The sequence below is a fragment of the Nesterenkonia sp. HG001 genome, from assembly GCF_034438835.1.
In the GTDB taxonomy this organism is placed as follows: domain Bacteria; phylum Actinomycetota; class Actinomycetes; order Actinomycetales; family Micrococcaceae; genus Nesterenkonia; species Nesterenkonia xinjiangensis.
In genome coordinates this window covers 202,745-222,216 of sequence record NZ_JAOSZD010000002.1, presented here as the reverse complement: position 1 = coordinate 222,216, position 19,472 = coordinate 202,745, and the positions used below count along the sequence as shown (strand labels likewise).

At 68.9% G+C, this 19,472-nt stretch carries 16 protein-coding genes and 1 tRNA gene; 9 read left to right on the top strand and 8 right to left on the bottom strand.

The annotated features are described in order from the left end of the window. Positions 1-50: 50 nt before the first annotated feature. Positions 51-686, bottom strand: a complete 636-nt coding sequence (gene upp, locus ODE13_RS03715; protein WP_179540764.1) for a uracil phosphoribosyltransferase — start codon at positions 684-686, stop codon at positions 51-53. A gap of 43 nt (positions 687-729) precedes the next feature. On the opposite strand from upp, the gene tadA reads away from it, so the two are divergent. The 3 genes from tadA (at position 730) to ODE13_RS03700 (ending at position 2,079) form a co-directional block, all read left to right on the top strand. Then, a complete protein-coding gene (gene tadA / locus ODE13_RS03710) occupies positions 730-1,272 on the top strand; it encodes a tRNA adenosine(34) deaminase TadA (protein WP_322478023.1) in 543 nt (180 codons plus the stop codon). 142 nt (positions 1,273-1,414) lie between these two features. Beyond that, positions 1,415-1,936 (top strand): adenine phosphoribosyltransferase, encoded by a 522-nt coding sequence (locus tag ODE13_RS03705; RefSeq protein ID WP_322478353.1) that lies wholly within the window; start codon positions 1,415-1,417, stop codon positions 1,934-1,936. 52 nt (positions 1,937-1,988) lie between these two features. Continuing rightward, positions 1,989-2,079: transfer RNA gene (locus tag ODE13_RS03700), tRNA-Ser, on the top strand. Positions 2,080-2,140: 61 nt separating this feature from the next. On the opposite strand, the gene ODE13_RS03695 is transcribed toward ODE13_RS03700, so the two are convergent. From ODE13_RS03695 to ODE13_RS03685, 3 genes are all read right to left on the bottom strand, one after another. Next, positions 2,141-2,932 (bottom strand): hypothetical protein, encoded by a 792-nt coding sequence (locus ODE13_RS03695; protein WP_322478022.1) that lies wholly within the window; start codon positions 2,930-2,932, stop codon positions 2,141-2,143. 122 nt (positions 2,933-3,054) lie between these two features. Further along, entirely contained in the window at positions 3,055-3,270 is a 216-nt protein-coding gene (locus tag ODE13_RS03690; protein ID WP_322478021.1) for a helix-hairpin-helix domain-containing protein, read from the bottom strand. A 3-nt stretch (positions 3,271-3,273) separates the two neighbouring features. After that, positions 3,274-4,002: a polyketide cyclase gene (locus tag ODE13_RS03685; protein WP_322478020.1), complete on the bottom strand. Its 729-nt coding sequence runs from the start codon at positions 4,000-4,002 to the stop codon at positions 3,274-3,276. 154 nt (positions 4,003-4,156) lie between these two features. Between ODE13_RS03685 and ODE13_RS03680 the strand changes: the two genes are divergently transcribed. Together ODE13_RS03680 and ODE13_RS03675 are read left to right on the top strand one after the other, a co-directional pair. Continuing rightward, positions 4,157-6,532, top strand: coding sequence for a bifunctional metallophosphatase/5'-nucleotidase (locus tag ODE13_RS03680; RefSeq protein ID WP_322478019.1), 2,376 nt, complete (start codon positions 4,157-4,159; stop codon positions 6,530-6,532). 218 nt (positions 6,533-6,750) lie between these two features. Continuing rightward, positions 6,751-9,531, top strand: coding sequence for an ExeM/NucH family extracellular endonuclease (locus ODE13_RS03675; RefSeq protein ID WP_322478018.1), 2,781 nt, complete (start codon positions 6,751-6,753; stop codon positions 9,529-9,531). Between the two features lie 83 nt (positions 9,532-9,614). On the opposite strand, the gene ODE13_RS03670 is transcribed toward ODE13_RS03675, so the two are convergent. The 3 genes from ODE13_RS03670 to guaB all read right to left on the bottom strand — a co-directional run bounded on the left by ODE13_RS03670 (position 9,615) and on the right by guaB (position 13,154). Further along, on the bottom strand, positions 9,615-10,757 hold the full coding sequence (locus ODE13_RS03670; RefSeq protein ID WP_179540783.1) for a GuaB3 family IMP dehydrogenase-related protein: 1,143 nt from the start codon (positions 10,755-10,757) through the stop codon (positions 9,615-9,617). A gap of 85 nt (positions 10,758-10,842) precedes the next feature. Continuing rightward, complete coding sequence (locus ODE13_RS03665) at positions 10,843-11,622, bottom strand: TenA family protein (RefSeq protein WP_322478017.1); 780 nt, start codon at positions 11,620-11,622, stop codon at positions 10,843-10,845. A gap of 11 nt (positions 11,623-11,633) precedes the next feature. After that, entirely contained in the window at positions 11,634-13,154 is a 1,521-nt protein-coding gene (guaB, locus tag ODE13_RS03660) for an IMP dehydrogenase (protein ID WP_179540785.1), read from the bottom strand. Between the two features lie 286 nt (positions 13,155-13,440). Between guaB and ODE13_RS03655 the strand changes: the two genes are divergently transcribed. The 4 genes from ODE13_RS03655 (at position 13,441) to groL (ending at position 18,190) form a co-directional block, all read left to right on the top strand. Next, complete coding sequence (locus ODE13_RS03655; protein ID WP_179540786.1) at positions 13,441-14,634, top strand: sulfurtransferase; 1,194 nt, start codon at positions 13,441-13,443, stop codon at positions 14,632-14,634. Then, positions 14,631-15,932: a YeeE/YedE thiosulfate transporter family protein gene (locus ODE13_RS03650; protein WP_179540787.1), complete on the top strand. Its 1,302-nt coding sequence runs from the start codon at positions 14,631-14,633 to the stop codon at positions 15,930-15,932. Before ODE13_RS03655 ends, ODE13_RS03650 begins: the two co-directional genes overlap by 4 nt. A gap of 300 nt (positions 15,933-16,232) precedes the next feature. Beyond that, positions 16,233-16,529, top strand: coding sequence for a co-chaperone GroES (gene groES / locus ODE13_RS03645; RefSeq protein WP_179540788.1), 297 nt, complete (start codon positions 16,233-16,235; stop codon positions 16,527-16,529). Between the two features lie 59 nt (positions 16,530-16,588). Then, on the top strand, positions 16,589-18,190 hold the full coding sequence (groL, locus tag ODE13_RS03640) for a chaperonin GroEL (protein WP_179540789.1): 1,602 nt from the start codon (positions 16,589-16,591) through the stop codon (positions 18,188-18,190). Positions 18,191-18,334: 144 nt separating this feature from the next. Here the strand turns inward: groL and ODE13_RS03635 are convergent, their stop codons facing one another. After that, complete coding sequence (locus tag ODE13_RS03635) at positions 18,335-19,351, bottom strand: hypothetical protein (RefSeq protein ID WP_322478016.1); 1,017 nt, start codon at positions 19,349-19,351, stop codon at positions 18,335-18,337. Between the last annotated feature and the right edge of the window lie 121 nt (positions 19,352-19,472).

Below are 19,472 nucleotides of genomic sequence, written 5' to 3'. Positions count from 1 at the left end.
CGGCTGCAGCCGGGCGGCGCCTGACCAGGTCCTCCCAGGAGGGCCTGGACTCACTCCGCCAGCCCGTAGAGGCGGTCTCCGGCATCACCGAGGCCAGGCACGATGTAGGCGTTCTCATCGAGCCTCTCGTCGATGGCGGCCAGGTACAGGTCCACGTCGAGATCGCCGACCTCCTCCTCCAGCCGGGCGATGCCCTCCGGGGCGGCCAGCAGGCAGATGCAGGTGACCTCGGCGGCGTTGCGGCGCTTGAGGAATCCGATGGCCTCCGCCAGCGTGCCGCCGGTGGCCAGCATCGGGTCGAGCACGAAGACGTGACGGCCGGTGAGGTCGTCGGGCAGACGTTCGGCGTAGGTGATGATGTCGAGGGTCTCCTCGTTGCGCGCCATCCCGAGGAAACCGACCTCCGCGGTGGGGATCATCGACGTCATGCCGTCGAGCATGCCGAGGCCGGCGCGCAGGATCGGGACCACCAGCGGGGTGGGACCGGACAACTGGGTGCCCTCGGTCTCGGTGACAGGAGTGGTGATGGTGATCGGTTCGGTCGCGATCGAATCGCTGGCCTCATAGGAGAGCAGCATCACCAGCTCCTTGGTGAGCTGCCGGAAGTGGTTCGAGCTGGTCTCCACCCTCCGGAGCTGGGTGAGCTTGTGGGCGATGAGGGGGTGTTCCACGACCTGTACACGCATGCGACCAAACTACCAGGGCGTCGAGCGCCAGTACGCTGGTCCCATGCCCCCTGCCCCGCACCACGATCCGCGTCGCGGCCCGCCCTCCGTGCCCTCCCGGGACCCTCGGGATGCCGCCGTGCAGGCGGAGCTGGTCGGACGCTGCCTCGCCCTGGCCGAGCAGGCCGCCGCCGCCGGGGATGTGCCGGTGGGCGCCGTCGTCGTCTCCCCGGAGGGTGAGATCATCGGCGAGGGCCACAACACCCGCGAGGCCGACGGCGACCCGACCGGCCATGCGGAGATCATCGCGCTGCGCGAGGCCGCACGCCGGCGCGGCACCTGGCGGCTGGAGGACTGCACCCTGGCGGTGACCCTGGAGCCCTGCCCCATGTGTGCCGGGGCCATCGTGCTCTCCCGCATCCGACGGGTGATCTTCGGTGCCTGGGACGAGAAGGCCGGAGGGGCCGGCTCGGTGTTCGACATCCTGCGAGAACCGAGGCTCAACCATTGGGTAGAGGTCCACCCGGAGGTGCGGGCCGAGGAGTGTGCCGCCCAACTGAGCAGGTTCTTCGCGCAGCGTCTGCGGTCGAACCCAGGTGCGGAATGAGCCGGGCAGCTGGTGCGCACGAGATCCCTGCCACGGGAGCCGCCCGGAGGCCCTCACGGGTTGCTAGAGTTGCGCGGTGCCCTCCGCCCCATCTCCCTCCACCGCACCCGGGTCCCGAGAACCGGCCCGCCACGACGCCGAGCTGACCGACTCTCTGGCCCGCGCCGAGGCGCTGATCACCCTGACCCCTGACTACCCGGAGCCGGGCGTGCTCTTCCGTGACATCTCGGCGCTGCTGGTAGACGCCGAGGCCCTGCGTACCATCACCGAGGCGCTGATCGCCCCCTTCGCCGGGACCTTCGACGTCGTCGCCGGGATCGAGGCCCGCGGCTTCCTCCTGGCCGGCACCATCGCCGCCACCTCGGGGGTCGGCATGCTGCCCATCCGCAAGGCCGGGAAGCTGCCGAACCCTGCCGCGAGCATCGAATACCACCTGGAGTACGGCTCCGCGGTGATAGAGGCCCCCGGGGTGCTCGAGCCAGGAGCGCGGGTGCTGCTGGTCGATGATGTGCTCGCCACCGGAGGCACCCTGGCCGCCTCCCGACAGATCGTCGCCGCGCTCGGTGGCGAGGTGGCCGGAGCCGCCGTCGTGCTCGAGCTCGAGGCACTGGGCGGCAGACGCACCGCCAGTGACGTGCACGCGCTGTTCCACGCCGCAGACTGAGGGGCCCCGATTGGAACCGGACGCGCTTCTTCGGTAGCATCTTCAGGTCTGAGGTGACGTGTCCGAGCGGCCGAAGGTGCGACACTCGAAATGTCGTGTACGGTAACCCCGTACCGTGGGTTCAAATCCCACCGTCACCGCCAGTTTGCAGGCCCCTGACCAGGAGTTTCTGGTCGGGGGCCTTCGCTTTGTCTGAGGCTCTGGTCAGTTCACCGCGAAGAACCCGTCGTCCGTGCTGATGAAACCGAGTCGCGCCCGGATCAGGCCATCGCCCTCGTCGGGCACAGCGATCGCGATGTTTCCCTCGGCGGAGCCACCAGTGTAGAGCTCCTGCCAGGTGTCCAGTTCGTCGGGCGGAATCGAGAGCGTGTCGAAGCTGCTGTACGTCTCACCCGAGCCGCTCACGAAGGCGAAGTCGACGCCCATCATAATCATCTCGGAATCCGCTCCGTGATAGGTCACCGTGGTGTGGATCAGCATGTAGGAGGTCCCGTCAGGGGCTGGATCGTTGAACTGATTCTCGGCAAGGACCTGGTCATCCGCCTCCGGGGTGACTTCGTTGATCACCACCTCCCAATCATCGTGGGCGAAGGACTCTCCCAGGGAGAACGGGTCCTCCCGGGTGCCCCGGGGGCCGTCAGCCTCATCCTCGGTGACCTCGTCAGCCTCCTCGACGTCGCCTTCAGCCTCGTCTTCAGCCTCGTCGTCCGGATCCTGCCGCTCGACCTCGGTCTCATCGCCTTCCGCGTCGGCCTCATCGTCGGCCACGTCCTCGCCAGCGTCTTCATCGCCATCGAGGCTCTCGTCGTCCTCGTCCACCTCGGGGGACTCAGGCGAGGGACTCGCCTCCTCGACCTCCGGTGATTCCCCGGCAACCTCGACGGCGGGGTCCTCCTCGACTTCTCGCGCCTCCCCCAACGTCACACAGCCGCTGAGGCTCAGGGCGAGCAGGGTGCAGGTGGCCGCTGTCGCGGTCCGGCGGAGATCGGTCTGCATGGGTCCCCCTCAGGGATCACAGTGCTGTGGAATCCACCCATGCGGGAGACTCTGTCCTCCGGTCTCCATCACGTCTGGAACGGTCTGATCAGCGTAGACCAGCGGCATGGCACGGGTCTGCCTCACCGGGCCGACCAGGACATCCCCTTCTCCGCGAGCGCCTCGGTGAGGATGCGGATGGCCTTGGGGCCCACTCCATGGATGGCCAACAGCTCCTTCGGAGCATGTGAGGCGGCATCCGCGAGGCTCCGGATGCCGTGGGTGGACAGCTCGCGGGCCGCGGTCTTGCCGATCGCGTCGGGAAGGTCGCCCACGGGGCGGACGTCAGGGGTGCTCATCAGTCATTCCTCAGAGTCAGGGGTCGTGTAGAAGCGCGTGGTGCGTCCCGAGGCGGCCGCGGCCGCCTCGGCAGGGGTCCCGGCCGCCTCCGAGGCCCTGCCCCACGCGGCGCTGCTGCCGGCGATGAACTCCTCGGCGCCCGCGGTGGTGACCCAGAGGGTCTGTTCCGCCGGCACCGTGCTGCCGGTGCGCAGGTGATGGGCCAGCCCGAGCAGCGCGAGGTCCCAGCCCACTCCCCCGGCACCTGGACCGTATGTGGACCAGAAGTCCCAGGGGATCAGCCCGCGATGCTCCACGGTCAGCCGGGAGGAGCACTCCGCCTCGGGGCCATGGCTCGCCGATTCGCCGCCGTACGGTTCCGCGGCCTCACAGCGGACCACCACCTGGGAGACGTCCCGGCCGAACTCCCAGCTCAGCTGCATCTCCCCCACCTGGCCTCCGCCGGGCGGCGCACAGCGCTCCACAGTGCCGGTGGCGTTGTCCTGCACGCTGAACCGGCCGCCCAGCCGCAGATCACCGGTGACCGGGGCGAACCATCGAGCCAGCCTGTCCTCCCGCACACAGCACTGCCAGAGCTCCTCCAGGTCCACGGCGAAGCTCTGCCTCACCCGGGTCGTGACGGCGACGCCGCCGTCGGACTCGAGGATCTCCAGCTCCCGGTGGACAGCCTCCAGCTGACCTGCGGCCTCGATGATCCGCTCCCCTGAGCTCTGTTCCGCGTGACCGGCCATGGGGACATTCATCCAGAGGACGGCCTCCGGCGGCAACTCCTCGAGGCCGAAGGACCGACGCTGTTCACCGTGAGGCCTGTTCCTGTTCTCCACATTCTGTTTGGATGGACAACGATCTGAGCACCTGATCTGAGCACCTGATGAGGGAGAACACGTGACCACACCGACTCGGCCTCCCGTGCCGCCGACACCTCGTATCCGCAGCACCCGCGGTTTACGCTTCCGAGGAGCCGCCGGGCTCTCTGCGGGCCTCGCCTTCGCCCTCCTGGCCCCGAGCAGCGCCCTGGCCGCACCCGCCGCCGAGGACAGCACGACCGGTGAGGTCGTCGAGCTGAGCATCGTCGGAGTCAACGACCTCCACGGCCGGCTCGAGCCCGCCGGCGACGTCCCGGGGGCTGCGGTGCTGGCCTGCGCAGTGGACCAGGTGCGCACCGAGAACCCGCACACGGTGTTCGTCTCCGCCGGGGACAACATCGGGGCCTCCACCTTCACCTCCTTCATCCAGCAGGACCAGCCGACTTTGGACTCCCTGGCGGCCATGGATCTGGAAGTCTCGGTGCTGGGCAACCATGAGTTCGACGCCGGCGCCGACGACGTGGACGATCGAGTCCTGCCTGAGGCCGGATTCCCCCACATCGGTGCCAACATCCGCGACGCCGACGGCGAGCACCTCTACGAGCCGTACCACCTCACCGAGGTGGCCGGTGTGACGATCGGCTTCATCGGTATCATCACCGAGGACATGCCGGGCCTGGTCAACCCCGCCGGGATCGAGGGCATCGAGTGGACCTCCATGAAGGAGGAGGTCGGCCGGTACGCCGAGCAGCTGACCAACGGGGACCCGGCCGACGGAGAGGCCGACGTCGTCGTCGTGCTCGCCCATGAGGGCCTGCCCGGCACGGATCCCGCCAGCGCGCAGAGCCGCTCCTTCGGGGAGCTGGTGGATGATCCGCACCCGTCGGTGGACGCGATCTTCAGCGGCCACACCCACCAGTCCTACGCCCATGACCTGGACGGGCTGCAGCTGGTGCAGGGCGGTGAGTACGGGGAGCAGATCTCCCGCGTGGACCTCTCCGTGGACACCAGCACCGGCGAGGTACTCGTGAGCCATGCCGAGACCGTCGACCTGGTGGTCGACGGCGCCCCGATCTGTGAACCGGACGAGCATGTCTCCGAGATCGTCGCCGATGCGGTGGAGGTCGCCGACGAGCTCGGGGCGGAAGTGGTCGCCGAGACCGCCGGCGAGGTGCCGTTCCGCCGCGCGGTGAACTCCGACGGCTCCGAGAACCGGGGCGCGGCCTCCACTGTGGGCGAGCTGGTGGCCGACGCCCAGGTGTGGGCGGTGCGGCAGACCCAGCCCGACGTCGACTTCGCCATCACCAACTCGGGCGGGCTGCGTGCAGATCTGCCCCAGGGCGAGCTCGCCTACCGGGACCTGGCGGCGGTCCAGCCCTTCGCCAACACTCTGGTCACTGTGGAGCTCACCGGAGCGCAGGTGCGCGAGCTCTTCGAACAGCAGTGGCGCGATGACGGCGGCTTCTCCAAGCATGCCCAGTCGGCCGAGGTCAGCTACGTCGTCGACCCCGAGGCACCTGCGGGTCAGCGCATCACCGAAGTGCGGATCGATGACGAGCCGGTGGATCCCGAGGCCACCTACCAGGTGGCGATGAACTCCTACATGGCGGCCGGAGGCGGCGGGGTCGACGTCGTCCTGGAGTCCCCGCAGGCCGTGGACACCGGGATGAATGACCTCGAGGCCTTCGTCAGCTACGCGGCCGAGCAGGAGACCCTGGAGCCCGATCTGCGGCGCCGGGCCGTGGCGGTCAGCTGGGACGGCGACCCGGACGCGGTGCACGCCCCCGGTGATGAGATCTCCCTGGACATCGGCGGACTGGCCTACAGCGCCGAGGACGTCCCCGCCGGAGAGACGCTGCAGGCCGAGCTGGGCGGCGTCGACGTCGGCGGGTTCCCGATCGACCTGTCCACGGTGGACCACGAGGATCTGCGAGGCCAGGCCGAGGTCACCGTGACGGTGCCCGAGGGCGTGGAGGCCGAAGGCGGCATCGCCGAGCTGCTGCTCACCGAGCCGGTGACCGGCACCGAACTGGCCGTCCCGATACGGGTCACGGAGGATCCCACGACTGACGAATCCGCTGACGAGCGCACCGACGACGGGGTGGACGTGGATCGTCCCGAGGAGGACCGGCCCGACTCCGACGACGGCGCCGAGACGCCCGGGGCTGAGACCGAGGCTGAAACCAGGGCTGAGACCGCCGAGGACACCACCTCAGCCGGCAACCTGACCGACGCATCAGGGGCGGCTCAGACGGCTGACCAGCCCGGCAGCGGCGCACCCACGGGCGACGCCGCCACAGGCCCGGACGCTCCGGGCTCCTCTGCGGCGACGCCCGGTGACCCGCTGGCAAGCACCGGGGCTCCCGGCATCCTCTGGCTCGGACTCGGCGCACTCGTGCTGCTGACTGCGGGCATCCTGCTGGTGCGGCGAGGACGGCGCCGCCTGACCGACTGACCCGGCTGAACGCCTCCGAGAGCTGGCCGAAGGGTTCTCGAGCCACCGTGTCAGAGCCCCGCCCTAAACTGTGTGCCGGCGACCGACGATGACGTGGATCACACCCACGGGTCGGCGCACCGGACCACTGAAGACCGCACGACACGATCACCACACGATGAGGACTCCGCCCCATGCATACACCAGGTGACACATCTGCCAGGAGACGCGCACCCCGCGTGCTCGCGGGGATCGCCTCCGCCGGCCTCGCCGCCTCACTGATCATCCCTACGCCCGCGACCGCCGCCCCGGCCGAAGCCTCGACCACCCCATCCGTCGAACGTGCCGAGAGCGTCGTCATCAGCGAGGTCTACACCACCGGTGCCGGCCAGGACGCCGCCTTCGACGAACGGTTCATCGAGCTGCACAACCCCGGAGACGAGCCTGTGGACCTCGAGGGTTGGGCGATGTCCTACCGCCCGGCATCCCGCGGCGAGGACGATCTGACGCCCTCGGGCCACGTGACATTGACTGGCGCCATCGAACCCGGCGGCCACTACCTGATCGCCAACCCCGGTCTGAGCGCCGGTGACGGCGAGGCCCTCCCCGAGCCCGACGCCCGGCTCAGCGGCGGTACCGCCATCCGCGACGGTGTCATTTGGCTGGCCTCCACACCTGAGCGCCTGGACCTCCCTCTCGGCGATGTGCGGGACCATGAGGACGTCGTCGACCTGCTGGGGTACGGAGGAGCGAACACCTCTGAGACCGCGGCCGCGCCGTCGCCGTCAGGCAGTGCCGACGTGCGCTCCATCGCCCGGGTGGACGAGGCCGTGGACACCGATGACAACTCGGCAGACTTTGCCCTCTCGGAGGCCATCACCCCGACCAACAGCGCTGGGGAGCAAGCGGTCCATGAGCCGGAGGAGCCCGAGCGCCAGGAGCCGACGGACCTGGAGATCCATGAGATCCCGCGCAGCCTGGATTCGGCGGAGAACGAGCTACTCGAGCAGCCGGTCACCGTGCGCGGCGTGGTCACGGGCGCCTACCCGACCGGTGGCTTCAACGGGTTCACGCTGCAGACCGAGGGCACCGGCGGAGACCTCGACCTGGAGACCCACGCAGCCTCCGACGGCATCTTCGTCTATTCACCCTGGCGGGCCGACGAGGTGGAGATCGGCGACTTCGTGGAGATCACCGCAGATGTCACCACCTACTCGGGGCAGGTCCAGCTCTCGCTCTACCCGGGCTCCTCGCAGACCCCGGAGCATGAGTTCGCTCTGATCACCGACGAGACGCATGAGGCGGTCAAGCCGGCCGTGGTCGAGATCCCTGAGACCGATGCGGAGCGCGAGGCGCTGCTGGGCATGGTCATCGACCCGCAGGGCACCTACACGGTCACCGACCACTACACGCTGAACCAGTTCGGGGAGATCGGCATCGTCCTCGGCGAGGAGCCGCTGACCACCCCGACCGCAGCCCACAGGCCCGGCCCGGAGGCCGATGCCCTGGCGGAGGAGAACGCCGAGCGGATCATCTACCTGGACGACGCCGCCACCACCGACTTCTCCCGCTCCCCCGGATGGGACGAGGAGCTCCCCTATCTCACTGCTGAGGACCCGGTCCGGATCGGGGCGGAGGTCCAGTGGGAGAACACAGTGATCATGGACCGCCGCTTCGATGAGTGGCGCCTCCAACCCACCGCGCAGCTGACCCCGGACAGCGCCGAGGCGGTCCAGCCGGCTCGCGTCGAGAACACCCGGGAAGGCCGAGACGCCCCGGCCGAGCGTGATGCGGACCTGCGCATCGCGGGTTTCAACGTGCTCAACTACTTCGTCACCCTCGGCGAGGACGAGGAGGGCTGCGAGTACCACGCCGACCGTGACGGGAACCCCACCACCGCTGATTGGTGTGAGGTGCGCGGCGCCTGGTCCACCGAGTCCTTCAAACGCCAGGAGGCGAAGATCGTCGACGCCATCACGACGATGGACGCCGACGTCGTCGCCCTGCAGGAGATGGAGAACTCGGCCCACTTCACCGACGACGCCGACCGCGACCTTGCCCACGAGCGTCTCGTCGAGGCCCTCAACCAAGACCTCGGCACCGACACCTGGGCCTACGTGGCCAGCCCTGAGACCGCACCCGCCCCGGAGGACGAGGATGTGATCCGCAACGGGTTCATCTACCGCCCCGAGGCTGTGGAGCCGGTGGGCGAGTCGGTCATCCTCTTCGACGGGGGCGTGGACGAGATCATGACCCCCGAGTTGGAGGACTTCGACCTGGCCGAGGTCTACTCCAACGCCCGCGAGCCGCTGGCCCAGGAGTTCCAACCGGTGGGCGGTGACGAGCAGGATCGCTTCATCGCCGTCGTCAACCATTTCAAGTCCAAGGGCTCCGCGCCCGACGGCGGACCGAACGCCGACTCCGGCGACGGACAGGGCGCCTGGAACGCCGACCGGGTGGAGCAGGCACGCGCCCTGGTGGCCTTTGCCGACGCGCTGGAGGAGGACACCGGCACCGAGAAGGTCTACCTGATGGGTGACTTCAACTCCTATGAGATGGAGGACCCGCTGCAGGAGTTCCTCGGCGCCGACTACACCAACGTCTCGGCGGAGACCGGCCAGCACAGTTACATGTTCAACGGCCAGGTGGGGTCCCTGGACCACCTCTTCGCCTCCGAAGCCGCCGCCGAGACGATCTCCCAGGCGGAGGTCTGGAACATCAATGCCGTGGAGCCGATCGCCCTGGAGTACAGCCGGTACAACGGCAACGCCTCCGACCTGTTCAGCGCGGACATATGGCGCTCCTCGGACCATGACCCGATCGTGGCCGACCTGCGGTTCGAGGCGACCGAAGCCCCCGGTGAAGGTGACGAGGACGGCTCAGGCGAGGACGGCGGGACCTGGCCCCCGCGCGGACCGGGGAACAACAACGGCCACGGGCATGGCTCAGGCGAGGGTCGTGGCCATGAGCGAGAGGGACACCCCGGCAACGGCCCGGGGAACACCCCAGGACGACGTTGAGCTGGTGAGTTTCCGCCGAAACCCGAGCCCTGCGGGCCGGATTCGGGCGGAAACTCACCAGCTCAACAGGGCTGAGGACCGCTTCAGCGGGACTGCTGGCCCAGCGGAGAGACGATCGCGTCCACCCGCTGGAAGGACTTCAGGTCCGAGTAGCCCGTGGCGGCCATCGCCCGACGCAGCCCGCCCATCAGGTTCGAGGATCCGTCCGTGTGATGGGCAGGCCCCCAGAGGACCTCCTCCAGCGGCGCCACGGTGCCCACCCGGGTGCGGTGTCCGCGCGGGAAGTCGGGGTGTACGGCCTCCTGGCCCCAGTGCCAGCCGCGACCCGGCGCCTCCTCGGCGCGGGCCAGGGTGGTGCCCAGCATGACGGCGTCCGCGCCCATGGCCAGGGCCTTGACGATGTCGCCGGATGAGCCCAGGCCGCCGTCAGCGATGACATGGACATACCGGCCCCCGGACTCGTCCAGGTAGTCCCGACGGGCCGCTGCGACATCGGAGATGGCAGTGGCCATCGGCACGCGGATGCCCATCGCGCGACGAGTGGTGGTGGAGGACCCTCCCCCGAAGCCGACCAGCACGCCGGCGGCGCCTGTGCGCATCAGGTGCAGCGCCGGCGTGTAGCCGGCCGCCCCACCGACGATCACCGGGACGTCGAGCTCATAGATGAACTCCTTGAGGTTCAGCGGGTCACCGTTCTGCGCGACATGCTCGGCCGAGACCGTGGTGCCGCGGATGACGAACATGTCCACCCCGGCCTCCACCACGGTCTGGTAGAACTCCTGGGTGCGCTGGGGAGTCAGGGAGCCGGAGACCACCACCCCGGCCTGCCGGATCTCAGCCAGCCGTGCCTTGATCAGCTCGGCCTTGATCGGCTCCGAGTACAGCTGCTGCAGCCGCCGGGTGTTCTCCGGGGAGATCTCATCCTCAGCGAGATGCTCGATCTCCTCCAGCACCGGGGAAGGGTCCTCGTATCGGGTCCACAGGCCCTCGAGGTTGAGCACACCGAGCCCGCCCAGACGCCCCAGCGCAATCGCCGTCTCAGGGGACATCACCGAGTCCATCGGCGCCCCGATGACCGGGGTCTTGAACGTGTAGGCATCGATCTGCCAGTCCAGGCTTACGTCCTGGGGGCTGCGAGTCCTGCGGCTCGGAACGACGGCGACGTCGTCCAGCGCCCAGGCGCGTCGCCCGCTCTTGGCCAGACCGATGGGGATCTCGTTGCTCAACTGGTGCTCCTTGCTCTCGCAGAGGTTGTCAGAACGTGGTCAGCGGGACCCGTGGGCCCCAAGTCTTCTCCGCCGGTGAATCTGCTCAGCCGACCGGTGCGGTGCGCCAGGACTCTCGGACGTGGGCCGCCGCCCAGAAGCGGTGCTCGTAGACGCAGCCCTGCTCGAAGGCCGCCAGCATCCGGGCGCGCAGCGCCCCGTCAGCACCCTCGTAGAGCTGCTCGAAGATGCCGATGGCCTCCTCCACCGCCTGGTCGAACTCAGGGTCCGAGTAGACCTGCACCCAGCTGCGGTAGGGATGATGGGCCATCGCCTCTCCGATGTCTTCAACGAGGTGTCGGCCCACCTCGGCGTAGACCCAGAAGCAGGGCAGCACCGCCGCGACCGCCACCGCGTGATCGCCGACTGCGGCGGTGGCCACCAGCCAACTGGTGTACCCCTGGGTGGTCGGCGAGGGGCGCGGTGCGTCGTGCTCATCAGCCATCTCGGAGGCCAGGGCGGAGAACTCCGCCGAGCTCATCAGCTCGGCCTGCATGGCTTGCTCCTCGGCAATCGTGTCCGAGGTGGCCCGCGCCCAGAACCGGCGGTGCGCGGCCGACGGAGCACGAGCCGCCAGCAGGGTCATCGCCTGCCCGTATCCGGCGAGGTAGGCCGAGTCCTGCAGCAGATAATGCACGAAGGTCTCAGCCGGCAGGGTGCCGGCGGCCAGCTCGGCCAGGAACTCCAGGGACGAGATCCGCGCCAACGCCTCACGGGAGTGCCGCCAGGCGGTCAGCCCGTGGTCTCCTGCGCACAGCGCCGGCGAGTCCACGTAGGGCGCCGGTCCGATCCGGTGCTGGTCTGCCCCGGGCTGGGTGGTGATCATCAGGCCTGCCGTCAGCGACGCCGGTAGTTGGGCGATTCGACGGTCATCATCACGTCATGCGGGTGAGACTCCTTCAGCCCCGCCGAGGTGATGCGCACGAACTTACCCTTGGACTTCAGCTGGTCGATGGTGTGGGCACCCACGTAGAACATGGTCTGACGCAGTCCGCCGGTGAGCTGGTGGACCACCGCGGAGAGCGGACCCCGATAAGGCACCTGGCCCTCGATGCCCTCGGGGATGAGCTTCTCGTCGTCGGGGACGTCCGCCTGGAAGTAGCGGTCCTTGGAGTAGGAGGTGTTCTTCCCGCGGGTCTGCATCGCTCCCAGCGAGCCCATGCCGCGGTAGGCCTTGAACTGCTTGCCGTTGTAGAAGACCAGGTCACCGGGGGACTCCGCGGCGCCCGCCAGCAGCGAGCCGAGCATCACGGAGTTCGCGCCGGCCACCAGGGCCTTGCCGATGTCACCGGAGTGCTGCAGCCCGCCGTCTGCGATCAGCGGCACACCGGCCGGGATCGCGGCCTTGGCGGCCTCATGGATGGCGGTGACCTGGGGGACGCCGACCCCGGCGACCACCCGCGTGGTGCAGATGGAGCCCGGCCCCACCCCGACCTTGATCGCATCCGCTCCGGCGTCGATGAGAGCCTGAGCACCCTCACGGGTCGCGGCCTGCCCGCCGATGACGTCCACCCCGGCGGCGTGCGGCTCGGCCTTAAGCTTGGCGATCATGTCCAGCACCCCGCGGGTGTGGCCGTTGGCGGTGTCGACCACCAGGGCGTCCACCCCGGCGTCGATGAGCGCCATCGCGCGTTCGAAGCCCTCACCGAAGAATCCGACCGCCGCGCCGACGCGCAGCCTTCCCTCGGAGTCCTTGGTGGCCTGCGGATACTTGTCGGCCTTGTCGAAGTCCTTGATGGTAATCAGCCCGGTGAGGCGGCCGTCGTCGTCCACCAGCGGCAGTTTCTCCACCCGGTGCTCGGAGAAGAGCTGGATGACCTCGTCGCGCGAGATGCCCACCTGGGCGGTGATGAGCGGCTGCGGGGTCATCTTCTCGTAGACCTTGGTGGTCAGGTAGTCCTCGGAGGCGACGAAGCGGATGTCGCGGTTGGTGATGATGCCCAGCAGCTTCCGGTCGGCGTCGACCACCGGCAGCCCGGAAACGCGGTAATGGGCGCAGAGGTCGTCGAGGTCCTCCAGCGTGGCGTCCGGGGTGATCGTCACCGGGTCGGAGATCATGCCGGACTCCGAGCGCTTGACCTGGTCGACCTGCTTCGCCTGGTCCTCCAGGGAGAGGTTCCGGTGGAGGATGCCGATGCCGCCGAGCCGGGCCAGGGCGATCGCCATGGGTGCCTCGGTGACCGTGTCCATGGCCGCGGAGGCCACCGGGGTGTTCAGCGTGATGTTGCGGCTGAACTGCGTGGAGGTGTCGGCGTCGGACGGGATGACGTCAGTGGCGCCGGGCAGCAGGAGGACGTCGTCGTAGGTCAGTCCGACGAAGCCGAAGGGGTCGTGGTCCTCTGCGGGGGTCTCAGTCACGGGGTCTCGCCTCTCCAGGGGGTCGCTCGGGTGCTCGCGGGGCCGTGGCGCCGTCGGGTGCGCCGCCGTCGGTGTCAGGGCCACAACAAGTCTACTGCCGCCGAGATTCCTGTGTGTCCGGCTGACGGCGGGGCCGGGCGGGGCCCATGGCAGGCGTGAGGCGACCAATGTGACAGCATATGAACTTATCTGTTCATATTTCTGAAGATATCGCCCATAGTGGTGTGCAGGCACATCCGCACCACTTCTGCACACACCTTCCTGCAGCGAAAGGCATCACCGCATCATGAGCACCGAAGAGGCACCCACACCCGAAGAGAACCAGAGCTCAGGCCGACGCTCCAGCGGCAAGCTGGCCGTGGCGTTCGTCGCCGTGGCGGCACTGGCCGCCACCGCCGGAGGCGTCGTCACCAGCAGCCTCAGCGGCGGCGACGAGGACGGCTCCGCCTCCGCGGCCCCGGGGGGATCCGGCGAACAGGCCGCCACCGTGGCGAATGTTCAGGTCACCGGCGAGAACCGCGGCCAGGACGAGGTCCACCAGGGCGGCGACGAGGACCTGGAGAACGTCCTGGTCTCCACCGACTGGCTCGCCGATCGCCTCGACGAGGGCGACCTCGCCGAACAGGGCATCGTGCTGATCGACGTCTCCGAGGAGCTGCCCACCTCGGAGCTGACTCCCTACTCCGAGGCCCACATCCCCCAGGCCCAGTACGTGAACTGGTCCACCGAGTTCACCCAGCCCAACACCCGGGAGTTCATCTCCCAGGACGAGTTCACCGAGCTCACCCAGAGCCTGGGCATCGACGACGGCGACACCATCGTCCTCTACGGCGACAGCAACAACTGGTTCGCCGCCTACGCCGCCTGGGTGTTCAAGCTCTACGGCGCCGAGGACGTCCGGCTGCTCGACGGCGGCCTGCACAAGTGGGAAGCCTACGACGAGCGTGAGCTCACCGAGGAGGTCCCCGACGTCGCCGAGGGCACCTGGGAGGCCCAGCCGCAGAACCTCGACATCCGTGCCCTGCAGCCGGAGGTCCTGGAGATCGCCGACGAGAACGTGGACGGCGAGTCTGACACCGCGCTGGTCGACATCCGCTCCGCCGACGAGCACGACGGCGCCGTCGGCGTGGACCCGGCGATCTTCGAAGGCGAGTCCACCTCCATCTGGGGCCACATCCCCGGCTCGGTGAACGTCTCCTGGGGTGAGATCGTCGACCCCGAGACCGGCCAGTTCCTGCCCGCCGACGAGATCCGTGCCATCTACGAGGACGCCGGCGTGGACCTCGACTCCCCGATCGTCACCTACTGCCGCATCGGTGAGCGCGCCTCGCACTCCTGGTTCGCCCTGAACCAGATCCTCGGCGCCGACGCCCAGGTCTACGACGGCTCCTGGACCGAGTGGGGCAACTCAGTCGGCGTGCCGGTGGCCAACAACACCGACGAGCGGGCCGGCCTGTGGGGCAGCGGCAGCGGCTCGTGAGCACCACCGCAGAATCCACGACGACGGAGCCCGCCCGCCGCACCGGCGGCCCGGGCTCCGTCTCGGTCCCCGCCGACCGTCCGCTGGGCTGGACCCGGGCGGACTCGGCGCGCACCGGCGTCGCACTGGGGGTGGCGGCCCTGCTGCTGGGCCTGGCCGCCTGGCTGGCCGTCACCGACGGCGAAGGCCTCGGCGGGTCGAACGCCTCCTTCGCCCTGCTGATCGGCGCCGGACTGGGCATCCTGTTCGAGCGCGGCCGGTACTGCTTCTTCTGCGTGTTCCGCGACTTCTTCGAGAAGGGCAGCTCCCGGGGCCTGTACGCCGTGCTGGTCTCCATCGCGGTGGGGATGATCGGCTACGCCGTCGTCTTCTCCCTGCGGGTGTCCAACCCCACCGGCGGCACGCTCCCCTCGGACGCGCACATCGCCCCGGTCTCGCTGGCCCTGGTGATCGCCGGACTGGCTTTCGGGCTGGGCATGGTCATCTCCGGGGGATGCATCGCGGGGCACCTCTACCGCCTGCCCGAGGGGCATCTTCGCTCGATCCCGGCGCTGGCCGGTGTGGTGGTCGGCTTTGCCGCGGGCTTCCTCTCCTGGGACTTCATGTACTCCGGGTTCATCGCCGGAGCTCCGGTGCCCTGGCTGCCGGCCGGCGGCGGGTACACGGTGGCCATCCTGCTGCAGCTGGGCGTGCTGGCCGGCCTCGGGCTCTGGCTGCTGCGCTGGAACCCACCCGTGCAGGGACGCGGGGATCGCGTGGTCGACGGGACCGAGATCCGCAGGCTGCTCTTCTTCAAGCGCTGGCCCGCCCTGGCCACCGGGGCCGGCGTCGGGGTCCTGGCGGTGCTGGCCTACTACAAGGACCAGCCGCTGGGGGTGACCAGCCAGATCTCCTCGCTGACCCGCACGAGCATGGACTCCGCGGGGCTGCTGCCGAACTTCATGCCTGGCCTGGACGAGCGGCTGGCCGGCTGCGTGGCGCTGGTGGTGCACACCGTGACCACCAACGGCTGGCTGATACTGGGGATCGTGCTGGCCTCCCTGGCGGCGGCGCTGCCCGGTCGCCGAGTCCGTGTGGAGCGGCTCACCGGGTGGAACTCCCTCACCGCGGCGATCGGCGGGGTGCTGCTGGGATGGGGTTCGATGATCGGGCTGGGCTGCACCATCGGAGTGCTGCTCTCCGGCACCCAGGCCATGGCGCTCTCCGGCTGGGTCTTCGGCGTGGCGGTCTTCGTCGCCGCCGGCGTCGGCTTCCGACTGGGCCTGCATCGGCGGGCCAGCCCCGGCGTCTATCGCTGAGCGGAGCACTCCGCATCACCGGAATGGACCGACTCATAGGGCGGTCTTAGCACTCTGCTTGACCGAGTGCTAAGGCCGTCCTAAAGTTTGTGTTGGCACTCGACGTCATCGAGTGCTGATTCGGCGCCGGTGTCACCGGTGTCGGAGCCTGACGGGGCGCCATCCGGCACCGCGACGACGGTTGGTCACTCCCAAGGCGCGCAACAAACCCGGCCTGCGGCACGACGTCGGCGTCACACGACGTACAGCCCTGGCCTGAGCACAGACCCGATTCGACTTCACGCAAAGGAGAGCACTGACGTGTCAGTCTCTATCAAGCCCCTCGAGGATCGCATTGTTGTCCGCCCCCTGGAAGCTGAGCAGACCACCGCTTCCGGCCTCGTGATCCCGGACACCGCCAAGGAGAAGCCCCAGGAGGGCGAGGTCGTGGCAGTGGGCCCCGGCCGCTTCGACGACAAGGGCAACCGCGTCCCGGTCGACGTCTCTGAAGGCGACGTCGTCATCTACTCCAAGTTCGGCGGCACTGAGGTCAAGGTCGGCGGCGACGAGTTCCTCGTCCTGAACGCCCGCGACGTCCTGGCTGTCGTCGAGAAGTGATCGCGGACCTCCGCACACTTCTCGAGACCCGCATCTGACTCGCAAAGGAAGCAACTCACATGGCAAAGCAGCTGGAGTTCGACGATGCCGCCCGGAAGGCTCTTGAGGCCGGCATCGACAAACTCGCCGACACTGTCAAGGTCACGCTGGGCCCCAAGGGCCGCAACGTCGTCCTGGACAAGTCCTGGGGCGCGCCGACCATCACCAACGACGGCGTGACGATCGCCCGCGAGATCGAGGTCGAGGACTCCTACGAGAACCTCGGCGCTCAGCTCGCGAAGGAGGTCGCCACCAAGACCAACGATGTCGCCGGCGACGGCACCACCACGGCCACCGTGCTCGCCCAGGCCCTCGTCAAGGAGGGTCTGCGCAACGTGGCCGCCGGTGCGGCGCCGAGCGAGATCAAGCGCGGCATCGAGACCGCCGTGACCGCGGTGACCGAGCGCCTGAAGCAGAACTCGCGCGACGTCGAGGGCGCCCAGGTGGCCCACGTGGCCGCGATCTCCGCCCAGAACGACGAGGTCGGCGAGCTGATCGCCCGCGCCTTCGACGCCGTGGGCACCGAAGGCGTCATCACCATCGAAGAGTCCTCCACGACGTCGACCGAGCTCGACATCACCGAGGGCATGCAGTTCGACAAGGGCTACCTCTCCCCGCACTTCGTCACTGACGCCGACCGTCAGGAAGCTGTACTGGAGGACCCGCAGATCCTGATCCACCAGGGCAAGATCTCCAACATGCAGGAGTTCCTGCCGCTGCTGGAGAAGGTCCTGCAGGCGAAGAAGCCGCTGTTCATCATCGCCGAGGATGTCGAGGGCGAGGCCCTCTCCACCCTGGTGGTGAACAAGATCCGCGGCACCCTGAACGCCGTGGCCGTCAAGGCTCCCGGCTTCGGCGACCGCCGCAAGGCCATGCTGGAGGACATCGCGATCCTCACCGGCGCTCAGGTGGTCTCCCCCGACCTCGGTCTGAAGCTGGACCAGGTGGGCCCCGAGGTGCTCGGCACCGCTCGTCGTGTGACCGTCACCAAGGACAGCACCACGATCGTCGACGGCGCCGGCTCCACGGAGGACGTAGAGGCCCGTGCCGCGACGATCAAGGCGCAGGCCGACGCGACCGATTCCGAGTGGGATCGGGAGAAGCTGCAGGAGCGGCTGGCCAAGCTGGCCGGCGGCATCGGCGTCATCAAGGTCGGTGCGGCCACTGAGGTGGAGCTCAAGGAGCGTAAGCACCGCATCGAGGACGCCGTGTCCTCCACTCGCGCGGCCCTCGAGGAGGGCATCGTCGCCGGTGGCGGCACCGCGCTGATCAACGCGCTCTCCGCCCTCGACGAGGACGAGAACGTGCAGGCGCTGGCAGGCGACGCCGCCGCCGCGGTGGGCATCGTCCGCCGCGCGCTGGTCCAGCCGCTGCGCTGGATCGCGCAGAACGCCGGCGAGGACGGCTTCGTCGTCGCCTCCAAGGTCGCGGAGCTGGAGCCGAACCACGGCTACAACGCCAAGACCGGCGTGTACGGCGACCTGATCGCCGACGGCGTCATCGACCCGGTCAAGGTCACCCGCTCTGCGCTGCAGAACGCCGCCTCCATCGCGGCGCTGGTGCTGACCACCGAGACGCTGGTCGTCGAGAAGAAGCACGACGAGGACGAGCACTCGCACTGATTGCTCTGATCCGTCTCTGAGAGGGGCCCTGGCACGTCGTCTGACGCGCCGGGGCCCTTCTTGTGTCTCCCCTCCCAGTTGAGCTGGTGAGTTTCCGCCCGAAAGACACGCTCTGGGGCCGTATTCAGGCGGAAACTCACCAGCTCAACTGAGCAGGAGGACGCTCACTCGGGCCACGACGCCGATGAAGTCCTCTCTGAAGTCCACGCGATTCGCCCGCACGACCGTCCACCCGTCCCGGCGGAATGCACCGTCGCGCCACTCGTCGCTGGCCTGCTGCTCGGCCTCGAAGTGATGGGCTCCGTCATACTGGACCGCCACCTTCCGACGGCGGTACGCCAGGTCGGTCACGGGGCTGACGGGATCATCCGGGTCAAGTCTCGCCTGCAGCTCCGGCTCCGGATGGCCGGCCTCGACGAGTCGCAGACGAAGAAGGGTCTCCGGCGGGGAGTCCGCCCCGACGCGCACCCTCTCGAGAGCCTGCCGTGCGGCGACGATCCCCCGGGTGTGGCCGTGCCGCGACAGACACTCCTCCAGCAGCTCACGCGTGCTCCAGGGGTGTTCCCTGCCTTCGAAGACTGCTCGAGGCTCACGGACCAACGCGTCGCCCAGCACCACGAGCTCGTCCGGTCGAAGGTGCGGCATGAGGTCGATGAACACTCGCTCCGGTGAAGCGAGCCGCAGGCCCTCCTGCTCCAGCACCTCCCCCATGGTGTTCTTGATCGGACCGTGCTGACGCACTGCCCCGAGCCCGGCCACAGTCCTGCCCCTGAACCGGCCGCTGACATGGATCGCTGAATCCCGCGCGAAACGCGGAGGGAGGGGCAGGCCGTGCACCCGGGCGGCAGTCGCGTGGCTTAGCCAGAGGCCCGGCGCACGGGAGCAGAGTGCCTGCAGCAGGGCGAGATCGATCGTCTCGGGCGGCACCCCCTCCACATGCGGCCCTTCACCGTGCGGCCCTTCACCGTGCGGCCCACCCACACCCGCGGCGGGTGCGACGTCGGCGTCGCCCGGCACAGGACGATGGCGGTAGATGCCTCGGACGACCCGCTCGATGTCACGGGCCCGGAGTCGCTTCTCCGGCACTCCCGCGGCCAGGGCCTGTTGGCAGGTGAAGATGCGGCCGTAGAGCGACGGCGGGAGCGGGTCAGGTCGACGCATGAGGGCCAGCCTGCCCGATCGGCTTCCGCGGCACAGCCCCACGAGGCGCTTCTGTGGATAACCTTCCCCGGAGACGAGTTGAGCTGGTGAGTTTCCGCCTCAATCAGCCGTAGAACGACCT

Coding starts and splice junctions, on each gene's coding strand:
- ODE13_RS03655 (WP_179540786.1), top strand. CDS start 13,441: ATGAGCACCGAAGAGGCACCCACACCCGAAGAGAACCAGAGCTCAGGC.
- ODE13_RS03635 (WP_322478016.1), bottom strand. CDS start 19,351: ATGCGTCGACCTGACCCGCTCCCGCCGTCGCTCTACGGCCGCATCTTC.
- upp (WP_179540764.1), bottom strand. CDS start 686: ATGCGTGTACAGGTCGTGGAACACCCCCTCATCGCCCACAAGCTCACC.
- ODE13_RS03690 (WP_322478021.1), bottom strand. CDS start 3,270: ATGAGCACCCCTGACGTCCGCCCCGTGGGCGACCTTCCCGACGCGATC.
- ODE13_RS03695 (WP_322478022.1), bottom strand. CDS start 2,932: ATGCAGACCGATCTCCGCCGGACCGCGACAGCGGCCACCTGCACCCTG.
- tadA (WP_322478023.1), top strand. CDS start 730: ATGCCCCCTGCCCCGCACCACGATCCGCGTCGCGGCCCGCCCTCCGTG.
- ODE13_RS03685 (WP_322478020.1), bottom strand. CDS start 4,002: ATGGCCGGTCACGCGGAACAGAGCTCAGGGGAGCGGATCATCGAGGCC.
- ODE13_RS03665 (WP_322478017.1), bottom strand. CDS start 11,622: ATGATCACCACCCAGCCCGGGGCAGACCAGCACCGGATCGGACCGGCG.
- groL (WP_179540789.1), top strand. CDS start 16,589: ATGGCAAAGCAGCTGGAGTTCGACGATGCCGCCCGGAAGGCTCTTGAG.